The organism is Pseudomonas sp. EA_35y_Pfl2_R111, assembly GCF_963970955.1.
Classification (GTDB): domain Bacteria; phylum Pseudomonadota; class Gammaproteobacteria; order Pseudomonadales; family Pseudomonadaceae; genus Aquipseudomonas.
This window is the reverse complement of record NZ_CAXAOM010000001.1, coordinates 474,508-488,369: the sequence shown is the minus strand read 5'-3', so window position 1 is coordinate 488,369 and position 13,862 is coordinate 474,508. Positions and strand designations below refer to the sequence as shown.

Here is a 13,862-nt window from a genome sequence, read left to right as displayed (position 1 = left end):
TAGGGCTCATGAGCCCGCCAGCATTACCCCTTCATACTGACTGGTCAGCTCGTTCATCTGCCACAGCAGGGTCTCGGTCGTGGTGGCGATTACTGTCGGCACGTAGCGTGAATCGCTAGCCAGATTGAAACCTGCGCGGGTAAAGCGCCATTGCGCTTCGGCCTGTGTCAGGCCCTTGCTGATTTGGGCGGTGTTCTGGCTGGCCTGCTGCAGCTCTTGCAGGGTCACTTCAAACTCGCCGACTGCTTGCTCGAAGCTCTGCTGCAGGCCCTCGACCGGCAAGCGCCAGCTGATGGCCAGGTACAGCTTGGCGATACGTTGGCTGAGCATGCGTTGGCGACCGCTGCGGTTGACCAGCACCGCGTTGCCGCCACCGCTGTGGCGTTCAAATAGTTGCACCACCTGTTCGCTGTGGCCCAGCAACTGATCACTGAGTTCCAGTACCAACAGCGCCTGTTGCTTGTCGGGACGCGACAACGCCAGTTCGCGGTAACGCTGCCAGGTTGTGCCGGCCGTTTGCAGGGCGCGGCGGATTTCTGCGGTGGGGGCGTATTCGCTCAGGGCCAGGTAGTTGCTTTCGAATTTAGCGATGCTTTGGTCGAGTTGTTGTTCGGCTTGTTCAGGACGAATCCCGGCCCCCAGCATCAGGTAGCTCTTGGCAATACGCTGGCTGAGCATGCGCTGCATGCCTGACAGGTTCATCGCTTCGGCCGCGTTAATGGTGGCCCAGGCTGTTGGGCTGAGCAGGCTGCAGAGCAGGATCAGGGGAACGATAAGACGACTATTCATAGGGCTCTCCACAAACGCGCGGCGCCAGCGCCGCGCGTCCATTAGTAGATCGGGGGGGGGGCGCGGCTGTCAGTAGCTGTATTGCAGCTGTACCCAGAGCTTGTCGGTGTCGACGGCAAAGTCGTCGGCGTCGTAGCTGGCGTATTTGACCAGCCCAACCAGGCCCTTCACGCCAGGAATCGGGTGGGCGTAGGAAACATCGATTTCCTCACCGTACTGGCTGCTGCCTTCCTCGGCACGAAAGTCGTGGTACCAGGCCTGCAGGGTGCCACCCAGTAACGGTACGGTCAGGCCTACATAAGCATCCTCGACACCTGCGGCCGGTGTCAGCAGGAAGATATCGGCCCAGCCCTGGAACGCGTGCTTGGTCGCCAGTGGCGTCTGGAACGCTCGGTTGCCCAGGCCAGAATCACCGCCGAGTACTTCGTAGCCGGCTTTCAGTGCCACGCCCTTGAGGCTGTAACCAAGTTCGGCCAGGTAGTAATCGCTGTCGAGGTCCAGCGGGTTGTCCGCGTATTCGTTTTGCTGCGCATATTCCAGCACGTAGCTGATGCCAGCGATGGCACCATTGAGACGCAGGCCGGTGGTTTTGCTCGACTGGCTGCCGGCGGCCAGATTGTCCAGACCGAGGCGATACTGGTAGGCGGTGGCGGTCAGCTCCGGCATCAGCACATATTGGGCATTGAGCAGGTGGCTGTGGCCTTCGATATTGGCCGGGTTGGCGGCGGTATCGAAGCGATTGTCGCCGGGGCCGAAGATGCTGTTGATGTTGTCGATATAGGCATAGGTCAGCGTCAGTCCGTCCAGGGGCTTGAGTTGGCCGAGCACGCCGTCGTAGGTCTGCTCGTTCTGCCGCCAGGCTACGCCGCCAACGAAGCGCTGGTTGTCCAGGTTGATGCGCTGGCGACCGAGTACCGCACTGCCGTATTGATGGTCATAGCGCAGCAGGGCCTGGTTGACCTCACTGCCGTCCGGGTCGGCAACCACTGAGTAGTCACCCTGACCATTGCGCGTGGTGTTGTAGCTGGCATCGCCGATGCGGCTGACGTTGTCGGCCTCGATCAGCGCCGACAGGCCGTACCACTTGCCGCTCTGCACGCCGACGCGGGTGCGCAGGGTTTGCGCGTTGGCGTGCTTGAGGGCGTTGTCCTGATCGACATGCTCATAGCGGTAGCGCGCGTCGAGAATCGGCTTGGCCTCGCTGAACAGGTTGCTGAAGTCCTCGTCGGCGAGGGCGGCGTGACTGAGGGTGGTGCCGGCAATGGCCAGCGACAGCAGGGACAGTTTAATCATGCGCATAGCGGTCTTCCTGTAAGCCAAAAACGCAAAAAAAAACGCCACAGTGCCCATGTCTCGAAAGGAGAGGGTGCTGTGACGTCGTTGTCGGTTGAGTGGCAGACACGCCGTTGTGCTGACCGGGGTGGGTCATAGCAGGCGGCGTGCCAGGATTTATAAGCTGCTGATATGTGAAGTATTAGTGAATTTTTAAGAACCTTTGGCGATTAACCTGTGCACCGTCGCTGCCCGGCGCGCATTCAGACGGTGCAGCTGTACTGGCGCAATCGTCGGCCGCTGTAGTAGGCGCACGTTGCCGTGCTGCGGCATGCTCTACGCCATCACAGATAAGGAGCGTCGTCCCATGCAGCTTGAATTTCACCAGGTAGATGCTTTTGCTACGCAGCCATTTACCGGCAATCCGGCGATGGTTTATCGCCTGGATAGCTGGCTTGACGATGCGCTGATGCAACAGATTGCCGCCGAGCACAACCTGGCGGAAACCGCGTTTTTGATACGGGAAGGCGCAAGCTGGCATATCCGCTGGTTTACCCCTGCGGCGGAGGTGCCGCTGTGCGGGCATGCCACGTTGGCCAGTGCGCATGTGCTGTTCGAAGTTTATGACGAGCCGGGTGAGGTGATTGATTTCACCTGTTTGTCTGGCGCGCTACGGGTCAGCCGTGCAGGTAGCCAACTGGTGCTGGACTTCCCTGTGCGCCAGGCGCAGCCGTGCGACTTACAGGCAGAGGTTGAACTGACTTTGGGTCTGCCGGTAGAAAGCGTGTTGGCGTTGTATGAAGGGCAGAGGATTCAGGAGCTGCTGGCAATTTTGCCGAATGAGGCGGCGGTGCGGGCTTATCAACCTGATCTGGCAGCCGTGGCCAAGTTGCCGGGGCTGGGCTTGCTGATCAGCGCGCCTGGTGATCAGCATGACTTCGTCTCGCGTTACTTTGCCCCCTCTATCGGCATCAATGAAGACCCGGTGACGGGCTCGAGCCACTGCATGCTTACGCCGTACTGGGCGCAGCGCTTGGACAAGTCCCGGCTGAGTGCTTTCCAGTGTTCGGCACGCGGCGGTGAGTTGCACTGCGAGCTTATTGGTGAGCGGGTAAAGATTGCCGGTCAGGCGCTGTTGATTGCCAGTGGCCGGCTATTTTTGCCATAGCCGCTTAAAACCTGTTCACGATCTAGCGAGCTAGAGCCATGCAAGGCGCTACGTTAGTAACAGCCTTCGGCTGGTCAAGCAGGCGAGAAACGTAGCGCAGCAGAGTAACAGCCAACGGCTGACCCGCAGGGTGAGCGCAGCGAATCAAGCTGAGTGTACTTTTGTACATGAGCATTACTCGTTTCACTCGCCCTTCGGGCCGCGCTTAAGCGCGTTAGCCGCAAGCGGCTTGCCGAGCCTGTTTTTAACGCAGCAGGGCCGACGCGCAGCAGATTGTGAAGAGGTTTTAGCTGTCGCTGCTGTAGCGGCGTACTCCCGACTCCCCCAGATTGACCTGCGCGGCGATGCTGCCCGGCGCGGGGAATACCACCAGATGGTCGGCGGCAACGCGAATACCGACCTGCTGACCGGGCAGGTGGTCGGCATGGCTGGGGAAGATCGATTCCAGCTGGCTGCCGGTCGGTAGTTGCAGGCGATACAGGGTGGCGGCACCGAGGAAGGTCTTGCCGACGATCAGCGCCTTTTGTGTGCTGTCCGGGTCATAGACGATATCGTCCGGGCGCAGCAGTACATCCACCGCGCTGCCCGTTGGCCAGGTGTAGGCGCGGTTGCCACGAATCAGGCCCAGTTCGGTCTGCACTGAATCCGGGCTGAGCAGCTGGCCGCGAATAAAGTAGCCCTGACCGATAAAACTCGCGACAAACGGCGTTAACGGTTCGTGGTAGAGGTTGAACGGGGTGTCCCACTGCTCCAGCTTGCCTTCCTTGAACACGCCGACGTGATCACTGACGGCGAAGGCTTCTTCCTGGTCATGGGTCACCAAAATCGCGCTGGTGCCGCGTGCCTTGAGGATGTCGCGTACCTCATGGCTCAAGCGCCGGCGCAGCTCGCCATCGAGGTTGGAAAACGGCTCGTCGAGTAGCAGCAGTTGCGGCTCCGGCGCCAGTGCACGGGCCAGGGCCACGCGCTGCTGTTGGCCGCCGGACAGCTCGTGTGGGTAGCGTTTGCCCAGATGGCCGAGTTTGACCAGCTCCATCAACTCCTGGGTAACTCGCTCGCAGTTGGCTTGTTTGCGGATGCCGAAGCCAATGTTCTCCGCCACGCTCAGGTGCGGGAACAGCGCGTAATCCTGGAACACCATGCCAATCCGGCGTTTCTCCGGGGCCAGGGTAAAGCCGGCCTTGGAGATAACCTGATCGGCTAGCTGAATCTCGCCTTCCAGCACTGGCTCGAAGCCGGCAATCGCGCGAAGTGTTGTGGTCTTGCCGCAGCCAGAAGGACCGAGCAGGCAGCCGATATCGCCTGCATTGAGGTGCAGGTTGAGGTTCTGCACCACCTTGTGTCCGGGGTAGCCACAGCTCAGTTCACGCAGGTTCAGCAGGGGTTGGCTCATGCGTGGTGGTACGCCGGTTCAACCAGAAATTCGAGCAGCGCCTTCTGCGCATGCAGGCGGTTTTCCGCTTGATCCCAGGCTGCCGAGCGTGGGTCGTCGAGCAGGTCCTCACTGATTTCCTCGCCGCGGTGGGCCGGTAGGCAGTGCAGGAATAGCACGTCTTCTGCCGCGGCATCGAGCAACGCGCGGTTGACCTGGTAGGGTTGGAACAGCTTGAGGCGTTCGGCGGCTTCGTCTTCCTGACCCATGGACGCCCATACATCAGTGCTTACCAGATGGGCGCCAACAGCGGCGGCGCGCGGGTCGCGGAGGATCTGTACCCGTTCGCCAGCAGCCGCGAGGAACTTGGCGTTCGGCTCGTAGCCCTCGGGGCAAGCCACACGCAGCTGGAAGTCGAACTGCATGGCCGCTTCTATATAGGAGTTGCACATGTTGTTGCCGTCGCCGATCCAGGCCACGGTCTTGCCCTTGATGCTGCCTCGCAGCTCCTGATAGGTCTGCATATCGGCGAGCAATTGGCAGGGATGCAGGTCATCGGACAGGCCGTTGATCACGGGCACGCGCGAGTTGGCGGCAAATTCGGTCAGGGTGCTGTGGGCGAAGGTGCGGATCATTACCGCATCGAGCATGCGCGACATAACGATTGCAGCGTCGCCAATCGGCTCGCCACGGCCCAGCTGGGTATCACGCGGCGAGAGGAAGATGGCCTGGCCGCCGAGTTGAATCATGCCAGCTTCGAACGACAGGCGGGTGCGGGTCGAGGCCTTCTCGAAGATCATGCCCAGCACGCGATTCTTCAGCGGCTCGAACAGCACGCCGCGGTTGCGCAAGTCCTTCAGCTCCATGCCGCGGCGGATCAGGCTCACCAGTTCGTCCGGTGTGCAATCCATCAGCGAGAGAAAGTGTCTTGCGCTCATCGTTAACTACCTTTTGACAGCAGGGCGCAGGTTCAATGGCCTAGTTAAATAGAAGAAACGGCAGAACCTACGGCTGGGGGGCCGCACTATGCGACGAAACGGGGAAGTCGCGATCTTATAAGCAAACGCCGATCAGGCGCAAACTGCCTGCCGTACCGAGATGCGCCGAGCGGGGGCAATAACCCTATATCCGCTGACCTGATGCCGCGCAATTCACGTAGCGAACCCTGCTGGTGCAGTCTCCGAACTGCCGCCATAGTCATGCTTTACGGTGCTTGGAGCATCGAATCAAAACAAGAGGCCCGGCCATGACCAAGACCCTCCATCATCGTGCATGCCATCTTTGCGAAGCCATCTGTGGCCTGACCATTGAAACCGAAGTGCAGGACGACGGTTCCACGCAGATCCGCTCGATCAAGGGCGATGCCCAGGACAGTTTCAGTCGTGGCCATATTTGCCCTAAGGCAGTGGCATTGCAGGATATTCAGAGTGACCCTGATCGCCTGCGTCAGCCCATGCACCGCGTCGGCAATGAGTGGCAGGCCATCGACTGGGATAAAGCCTTCGAACTGGTGGCCGAGCGCCTGAGCACGATCCAGACGCGGCATGGGCAAAATGCCGTGGCGGTGTATCAGGGCAACCCGAGCGTGCACAACTACGGCCTGATGACCCACAGCAACTACTTCCTCGGCCAGCTGAAAACCCGCAACCGCTATTCCGCTACCTCGGTCGACCAGCTGCCGCATCACCTGACCAGCCACCTGATGTACGGCCATGGCCTACTGATCCCGATTCCGGACATCGACCACACCGACTTTATGCTGATCCTTGGCGGCAACCCACTGGCGTCCAACGGCAGCATCATGACTGTGCCGGACGTGGAGAAACGCCTGAAGGCCATTCAGAAACGCGGCGGCAAACTGGTGGTGGTCGACCCACGCCGTAGCGAGACAGCGGCGATTGCCGACCAACATGTCTTCGTCCGCCCTGGTCAGGATGCTGCGCTGCTGTTCGGCCTGCTCAACACCTTGCTTGAAGAAAATCTCGGACGCGCCAGTCACCTGGCGGTCGACGGACTGGATGAAGTGCGTCAGGCGATTGCCGGTTTTACTGTCGAATCAATGAGCGCCCGCTGTGGCGTACCGGCGCATACGATTCGCCAGTTGGCGCGGGACTTTGCCGCTGCCGAATCGGCGGTGTGCTATGGCCGCATGGGTGTGTCGACCCAGGCCTTCGGCACGCTGTGTCAGTGGCTGGTGCAGCTGATTAATCTGGTCACCGGCAACCTCGATCGCGTCGGCGGCGTGCTCTGCACCGAACCGGCCGTGGACTTGGTGGCCTCGACTTCGGGTGGACATTTCAATCGCTGGCAGAGTCGCGTATCCGGCTTGCCGGAGTACGGCGGCGAATTGCCGGTGTCGGCCCTGGCCGAGGAAATGCTCAGCGAGGGCGAAGGGCAGGTGCGTGCGCTGGTTACGGTCGCTGGCAATCCGGTGCTGTCCACGCCCAATGGCCGGCAGCTGGAGCAGGCCCTGGATGGCCTGGAGTTTATGCTCAGCATCGACTTCTACATCAATGAAACCACCCGCTATGCCGACCTGATCCTGCCGCCGACAGGGCCGCTGGAACACGATCATTACGACACCACCTTTAATATGTTCGCGGTGCGTAATGTCACCCGCTTTAATGAGGCGGTGCTGGCCAAGCCTGCCGGTGCGCTGCATGACTGGGAAATTTTCGTCGGCCTGGCCAAGGCCTTTGCAGACAAGACCGGCGTAGAACTCAAGCCGACCATGGCACCTGAGCAGATGATCGATATGGGTCTGCGCATTGGTACTTACGGCGACAAGTCGGAACATAAGCTGTCGTTGGCGGCGCTGCGCGAGCATCCGCATGGGCTCGACCTCGGCGCACTCAAACCCAATTTGGCGAGCCGCCTGAAAACTGCCAACAAACAGATTCAGGCTGCGCCGGCGGTGATCATGGCCGACCTGCAGCGCTTTGCCTCGCAACCTACCGCCAGGGCTGATGAGTTGCTGCTGATTGGCCGGCGCCACGTGCGCAGCAATAACTCCTGGATGCACAACTATCACCGCCTGGTTAAGGGCAAGCCGCGTCATCAGCTGTTGATGCATCCGGCGGATCTGAGCCAGCGCGGACTCACAGATGGCCAGTTGGTGCGTGTGCGTTCGCGGGTCGGAGTTATTGAGGTAGAGGTGGCCGCTAGTGAAGACATGATGGCTGGCGTGGTTAGCCTGCCGCATGGTTGGGGACATGCGCGGCCTGGCGTGCAAATGAGCATCGCCAGCGAGCAGCCAGGCGCCAGTGCCAATGATCTGACCGATGAGCGTCAGCTCGACAGTCTGTCGGGCAATGCGGCGCTCAATGGGGTGCCTGTTGAGGTCGAGGCTGCCTAATAGAGCCGTGCAAGCGACGGAAGTGGCAGGGAAGGCCGAGCATCACGCTCGGCTTTTCGTTACAATGCCGCCACCGTGCCGACCCGTGAGTCGGGAAGTTAAGTCCTGAGGTGCCCAATGGATATCATCGAAACTATCAAAGAACAGATCGGCAATAACACCGTTCTGCTGTACATGAAAGGCTCGCCGAACGCTCCACAGTGCGGCTTTTCCTCCAAAGCTGCGCAGGTTGTGATGGCCTGTGGCGAGAAATTCGCCTACGTCGACATCCTGCAAAACCCAGAAATCCGCGCCAACCTACCGAAGTACGCCAACTGGCCAACCTTCCCACAGCTGTGGGTGGGCGGTGAACTGGTCGGCGGCAGCGACATCCTCGCGGAAATGTTTGATAAGGGTGAGCTGCAGACCCTGATCAAGGATGCCGTGCAGAAAGCCAGCGCTTAATTCGGCCGCGCCATAAACAACAAACCCCGCCAAGAGCGGGGTTTGTTGTTTATGGCGCGGTGTTTTGCGCGGCAGAACCTGTTGGCGATCTTGCGAGCTAGAGTCCTGCAAAGCAAAAACAGGCGAGGAAGCGGAGTGTACTTTTGTACATGAGCATTCCTAGTCTGTTTTTAACGCCGCAGGGCCGACGCGTAGCTGATCGTAAGCAGGTTCTTATTCGTCCATCTGCGACTGCAGATAGTTCTGCAGACCCACGGCCTGGATCAGGCTGAGCTGGGTTTCCAGCCAGTCGATGTGGTCTTCTTCGGAACAGAGGATTTCTTCGAGCAGTTCGCGGCTGGCGTAGTCACCGATGCTTTCGCAGTAGGCAATCGCTGCCTTCAGGTCGATATGTGCCTTGTGTTCGATCTTTAGATCGCACTCAAGCATTTCTTGGGTGTTTTCCCCGATCAGGATCTTGCCGAGATCTTGCAGGTTGGGCAGGCCTTCGAGGAAGAGGATGCGCTTGATTAGCTTATCCGCATGCTTCATCTCGTCGATCGACTCGTGGTACTCGTGCTCACCGAGCTTCTTCAGACCCCAGTCTTCATACATGCGGGCGTGTAGGAAGTACTGGTTGATCGCGACCAGCTCGTTACCGAGGATCTTGTTCAGATGCTGGATGACCTTCTTGTCGCCTTTCATGTCTGCGTCTGCCTTGCAGGGGAGTTAGCATTAAATTCTGGGCCGATGGTTTTCGACTGTCAAACCTAAGTATTTGAATTTAAAGTTAAAATTAATATGAATACGAATGCTTAAGTTCTGCGCTTTGGCGCTAAGGTATTGAATTTCAGACATAAAAAATGCCCGGGAGAGGTTTTTAACGTTGCGTAGCGATGGCCCGCAGGGTGGCCGCCATGGATGGTTGACCATAAAAAAACCGGACACTAGGTCCGGTTTTTTATATCGCTAGATTCAGGCGGCAACAAAGTTCGCCGGATAGGCCATGGCGGCCTGGCTGCTTTGCACTTCGCTCAAGGTGTCGCGTACCACTTGCTTGGCCAGGCAGGCGCATTTGCCGCATTGGCTGGCGACGCCGAGGGTGGCGCGCACATCACGGTAGCTGCAGCAGCCTTCGTAGATGGCTTCGCGGATCTGACCGTCAGTAACACCTTCGCAGAGACACACGTACATGATTAAGGCTCGTGGCAGGGCAGTGGCTAATGCGAAGGATACTAATGTTAATGAGAATGCTTGTCAAAGCTGCGTGCTACTGATTAAGAATTGCCTGACGGGCGGTGCACTGACGTACATCTGATGACGAAGCGCACGGCGATTGCCTGAGCTGAGCAGTCGTTGCGATGCATTTTTTGCTGGATTTTCGGCAGGGTGGTCCGGCGAGTGGCAATAGACAGAAACCGCTTGCCGCTTGCTTTGCCTGCAGGCGGAAAACGCTTGCCGCTTTGCCGCCTAGGTTGATGTTTTTGAAACTTAACCAATTGATAAATAATAAAAAATTAATATGGCACAGGCATTGCTTATGGTCTTGCACGGAAAACAGCAACGGCAACCGACAAAGGTTTCTGACCATGAGCATCAGTTTTGAACGGGCACTCGGCATACATGAACAGGCACTGGGCTTTCGCGCTCAGCGCGCGGAGGTGTTGGCCAATAACATCGCCAACGCCGACACGCCGCACTACAAGGCGCGCGATCTGCAGTTCGCCAGCGTGTTGGCTGAGCAGAGTGCCAAGGCCCAGCGTGGCCCGGTCAGCCTGAATCGTACTGATAGCCAGCATATTCCTGCTGAGGGCGTGATTGTCGGTGAAGCCAGCCTGGCGTATCGCAACCCGATCCATCCCTCGATTGATCAGAACACCGTCGACCTGCAGATCGAGCAGTCCAATTACGCGGAAAACTCGGTGCAGTTCCAAGCCAGCTTTACCCTGCTCAACAGCAAATTCAAAGGGCTGGTCAGCGCCCTGCGCGGCGATTAATAGGAGCCTGATGCCATGTCACTAGCCAGTGTTTTCAACATTGCCGGAACCGGTATGAGCGCCCAGAGCACTCGACTCAACACCATTTCCAGCAACATCGCTAACGCCGAGACCGTCTCTTCGAGCATTGATCAGACCTACCGCGCGCGTCATCCGGTGTTCGCCACCATGTTCCAGTCGGCGCAGAACGGTGATCGCGGTTCGCTGTTCGCCGAACAGGATGAAGCGGGTGTCGGCGTGCAGGTGCTGGGTGTGGTCGAAGATCAGAGCAGCCTGATGCCGCGCTATGAACCGAACCATCCAGCGGCCGATGCCGGCGGCTATGTGTATTACCCCAACGTCAACGTGGTGGAGGAGATGGCCGACATGATTTCCGCCAGCCGGGCCTTCCAGACCAACGTTGAAATGATGAACACCGCCAAGCAAATGCTGCAGCGCGTATTGACCCTGGGTCAGTAAGCCGTCGGATAAGGAGCGCAGACTTATGAGTACTGTTGGCGATGTCAGTGGTTCGGCACTGGATCAATACCAGATTAAGAATGAGACCAGGACAAACAAGGATCTTGGCAAGAATGAGTTCCTCAACTTGCTGGTGGCTCAGTTGAATAACCAGAACCCGCTGGAACCACAAGGCAATGGCGAGTTTATCGCCCAGCTGGCGCAGTTCAGCCAGGTTGAGGGGATTGAGAAGTTGAATACCAGCATGGGCTCGCTGCTCACTGGTTATCAGTCATCCCAGGCGCTGCAGGCATCTTCGCTGGTCGGGCGCAAGGTGATCATTCCGAGTGACAAGGCAGTGGTCGATACCAGTGAGAGCTTCAAGGCCAGCCTGGTGTTGCCGGCCAGCAGCAGTAACGTCTACGTCAATATCTATGACAAGGCCGGATCTGCGGTAGGGCGCGTCAATCTGGGTGAGCAGGCGGCCGGTAATGTCAGCTTCATCTGGGACGGCAAGGACTCCAGCGGCAATCTGTTGCCGCCCGGCACATACAAGTTCGAGGCGCAGGCCACCTACGCCGATGGTACTAAGGGGCTTTACACCATGCTGCCGGCCAACGTCGACAGTGTGACCTTGGGCGGCAAAGAGTTGATGTTGAACCTGGCGGGGCTTGGCAGCGTGCCAATGTCGCAAGTCCAGGTGATCGGTCAGTAACTAACAGGTTTTAGCTGCCGGCTGTCCGGCAAGGAGTCTTCCATGGGTTTCAATATCGGTCTTAGCGGTCTGCGTGCGGCGACCAGTGACCTTAACGTGACCGGCAACAACATCGCCAACGCCGGTACTGCCGGCTTTAAGCAGTCGCGTGCCGAGTTTGCCGATGTCTACGCGGCTTCGGTGTTGGGCTCCGGTGCCAATCCACAGGGCAGTGGCGTGCTGCTGGGTGATGTGTCGCAGCTGTTCAACCAGGGCAATATTAACTACACGCAGAATGCTCTGGACCTGGCGATCAACGGCAACGGCTTCTTTCAGACCAGTAATAACGGCGAAGTGAGCTACACCCGTGCCGGTTACTTTGGTACTGATCGCGATGGGTTTCTGGTCAACAACTTCGGTTACAAGCTGCAAGGCTATGCGGTGGATGCCAACAACAACCTGCAAAATGGCGTGATCAGCGACCTGCAGATTGAGACGGCCAGTCAGGCACCGCTGCCGACCAGTAACCTGGATCAGACCTTCAACCTTAATTCGACGAATATCGTGCCGACCACGGTGCCATTCGATCCGACTGACCCGACGTCTTACAATTCTTCAACCTCGACCAATATCTACGACACTCAAGGCAACTCCCACGTATTCACCCAGTACTTCCTCAAGACCGGGCCCAATACCTGGCAGATGAACGTGTTGATCGATGGACGCAACCCGGACGACCCGACCTTGACCACACCCTCATCGGTGGATTTGCAATTCACCACTGCTGGTCAGTTGGATGTGGCTGCGCTCATCGCCTCGACGCCAACCGGCTTCACGGTTGGCGCTGATGGCACCATTGACCTGACTACCTGGGTGCCTGCCGCGCCAGATACCTCGGTACCGCCGGTATGGTCAGCCAACGGCGCCGATGCCAGTGCCACTGGGGTGAATATCGATTTGCGCCAGTCCACCCAGTTCGCCAGCTCCTTTGCGGTTAACCGCGTCAGTCAGGACGGTTACACCACCGGTCAATTGGCGGGCCTGGAGATCGATGACACCGGGGTGATCTTTGCTCGCTATACCAATGGCCAATCGAACATTCAGGGGCAGGTGATTCTGGCTAATTTCGCCAACGTGCAGGGGCTGACGCCGGTGGGCAAAACCGCCTGGGTGCAATCCTTTGCCTCGGGTGAGCCGGTGGTGGGTACGCCGCGTAGCGGCACGCTGGGGGCTTTGCAGTCTGGTGCGTTGGAGGATTCCAACGTCGAGCTGTCGGATCAGTTGGTCAACTTGATCGTGGCGCAGCGCAACTACCAGGCCAATGCCAAAACCATCGAGACCGAGAGTGCGGTGACCCAGACCATTATCAATCTGCGTTGATAAGTGTTGCCTGCGGCAGGCGCGTGCCTGTCGTGGGCGGCAAAAGTACGCCGCGTTGGCGTTTAGAAGGCTCCATTCGGAGCCTTTTCTGTTTTTAAAAAATCATATTTATCAAGCGTTTATAATTATTTTTCGAGTGCTGGCACAGCCATTGCTTTATAGCTTGCATAGAGCAGCGAGGCGGCAAGCCCACTCGGAGAATAACCATGGACAAGATGCTGTACGTTTCCATGACTGGCGCCCATAACAACACCCTGGCCCAGCGTGCCCACGCCAACAACCTGGCGAACATAACCACCAACGGCTTCCGTCGGGATTTTGAACAGGCGCGCTCCATGCCGATCTTTGGTGACGGTTATCCGTCGCGGGTCTATGCCATGAGCGAACGCCCGGGCACTGACTTCACTCCAGGCTCGCTGCAGGAAACCGGTCGCGATCTGGATGTGGCAGTGGGCGGCAAGGGCTGGCTGGCGGTGCAGGCAGCGGATGGCAGCGAAGCCTATGTGCGTACCGCCAGTCTGAACGTCGATGCCTTGGGCGTGTTGCGTACCGGCAACGGCTTGCCGGTGATGGGCAACGCCGGACCGATTGCGGTGCCGCCAGAGCAGAAAATCGAAATCGGCAAGGATGGCACCATCAGTATCCGCGCCTTGGGCGAGGCGCCCAACGTGCTGGCTGAGGTGGACCGTTTGAAGCTGGTTAATCCGGACCTCAAGCAGATGGAGAAGGGCACCGACGGCATGATCCGCTTCAAGGGCCAGGGTCCTGTGCTGGCGGACGCCAATATGGAAATCACCTCGGGCTTTCTCGAATCGAGCAACGTCAACGCCGTGGAAGAGATGACCGCGATTCTCTCGCTGTCTCGCCAATTCGAATTGCAAGTGAAGATGATGCGCACCGCCGAAGACAATTCGGCGGCTATGGCGCGCGTCTTGCAAATGACCTAATTATCAGCACGCGGCGCCGTTAAAACG

General features: G+C 58.6%; 14 protein-coding genes. 8 read left to right on the top strand and 6 right to left on the bottom strand.

The annotated features are described in order from the left end of the window. Positions 1–6: 6 nt before the first annotated feature. Both AACY25_RS02525 and AACY25_RS02520 read right to left on the bottom strand, forming a co-directional pair. Entirely contained in the window at positions 7–789 is a 783-nt protein-coding gene (locus tag AACY25_RS02525; RefSeq protein ID WP_339522328.1) for a type IV pili methyl-accepting chemotaxis transducer N-terminal domain-containing protein, read from the bottom strand. A gap of 69 nt (positions 790–858) precedes the next feature. Next, the gene (locus AACY25_RS02520; RefSeq protein WP_445262106.1) at positions 859–2,088 is read right to left on the bottom strand and encodes an alginate export family protein; all 1,230 of its coding nucleotides are present in this window, start codon (positions 2,086–2,088) and stop codon (positions 859–861) included. 340 nt (positions 2,089–2,428) lie between these two features. Here AACY25_RS02520 and AACY25_RS02515 point away from each other — a divergent pair, with 340 nt between their 5' ends. Further along, entirely contained in the window at positions 2,429–3,229 is an 801-nt protein-coding gene (locus AACY25_RS02515) for a PhzF family phenazine biosynthesis protein (RefSeq protein WP_339522326.1), read from the top strand. 286 nt (positions 3,230–3,515) lie between these two features. Here AACY25_RS02515 and AACY25_RS02510 read toward each other — a convergent pair whose 3' ends face one another. Beyond that, complete coding sequence (locus AACY25_RS02510) at positions 3,516–4,622, bottom strand: ABC transporter ATP-binding protein (RefSeq protein ID WP_339522324.1); 1,107 nt, start codon at positions 4,620–4,622, stop codon at positions 3,516–3,518. Further along, positions 4,619–5,539 (bottom strand): ornithine carbamoyltransferase, encoded by a 921-nt coding sequence (gene argF, locus AACY25_RS02505; RefSeq protein WP_339522323.1) that lies wholly within the window; start codon positions 5,537–5,539, stop codon positions 4,619–4,621. The genes AACY25_RS02510 and argF overlap by 4 nt, the downstream gene beginning before the upstream one ends. 308 nt (positions 5,540–5,847) lie before the next feature. Here argF and AACY25_RS02500 point away from each other — a divergent pair, with 308 nt between their 5' ends. After that, positions 5,848–7,956 (top strand): molybdopterin oxidoreductase family protein, encoded by a 2,109-nt coding sequence (locus AACY25_RS02500; protein WP_339522322.1) that lies wholly within the window; start codon positions 5,848–5,850, stop codon positions 7,954–7,956. 117 nt (positions 7,957–8,073) lie between these two features. Next, a complete protein-coding gene (gene grxD / locus AACY25_RS02495) occupies positions 8,074–8,400 on the top strand; it encodes a Grx4 family monothiol glutaredoxin (RefSeq protein ID WP_090248284.1) in 327 nt (108 codons plus the stop codon). A 213-nt stretch (positions 8,401–8,613) separates the two neighbouring features. On the opposite strand, the gene bfr is transcribed toward grxD, so the two are convergent. Both bfr and AACY25_RS02485 read right to left on the bottom strand, forming a co-directional pair. Next, the gene (gene bfr, locus AACY25_RS02490; RefSeq protein WP_339409985.1) at positions 8,614–9,084 is read right to left on the bottom strand and encodes a bacterioferritin; all 471 of its coding nucleotides are present in this window, start codon (positions 9,082–9,084) and stop codon (positions 8,614–8,616) included. Positions 9,085–9,354: 270 nt separating this feature from the next. Further along, entirely contained in the window at positions 9,355–9,573 is a 219-nt protein-coding gene (locus AACY25_RS02485; protein ID WP_090387562.1) for a bacterioferritin-associated ferredoxin, read from the bottom strand. 395 nt (positions 9,574–9,968) lie between these two features. On the opposite strand from AACY25_RS02485, the gene flgB reads away from it, so the two are divergent. From flgB to AACY25_RS02460, 5 genes are all read left to right on the top strand, one after another. Further along, complete coding sequence (gene flgB / locus AACY25_RS02480; protein WP_339522320.1) at positions 9,969–10,376, top strand: flagellar basal body rod protein FlgB; 408 nt, start codon at positions 9,969–9,971, stop codon at positions 10,374–10,376. Positions 10,377–10,391: 15 nt separating this feature from the next. Beyond that, complete coding sequence (flgC, locus tag AACY25_RS02475; RefSeq protein ID WP_339409980.1) at positions 10,392–10,835, top strand: flagellar basal body rod protein FlgC; 444 nt, start codon at positions 10,392–10,394, stop codon at positions 10,833–10,835. A gap of 25 nt (positions 10,836–10,860) precedes the next feature. Beyond that, the gene (gene flgD / locus AACY25_RS02470) at positions 10,861–11,529 is read left to right on the top strand and encodes a flagellar hook assembly protein FlgD (protein WP_339409979.1); all 669 of its coding nucleotides are present in this window, start codon (positions 10,861–10,863) and stop codon (positions 11,527–11,529) included. A 42-nt stretch (positions 11,530–11,571) separates the two neighbouring features. Next, positions 11,572–12,888 (top strand): flagellar hook protein FlgE, encoded by a 1,317-nt coding sequence (gene flgE / locus AACY25_RS02465; protein WP_339522319.1) that lies wholly within the window; start codon positions 11,572–11,574, stop codon positions 12,886–12,888. A gap of 206 nt (positions 12,889–13,094) precedes the next feature. Then, positions 13,095–13,835 carry a flagellar basal body rod protein FlgF gene (locus AACY25_RS02460; RefSeq protein ID WP_339409976.1) on the top strand — a complete coding sequence of 247 codons (741 nt, stop codon included), beginning with the start codon at positions 13,095–13,097 and terminating at the stop codon, positions 13,833–13,835. Positions 13,836–13,862: the final 27 nt, after the last annotated feature.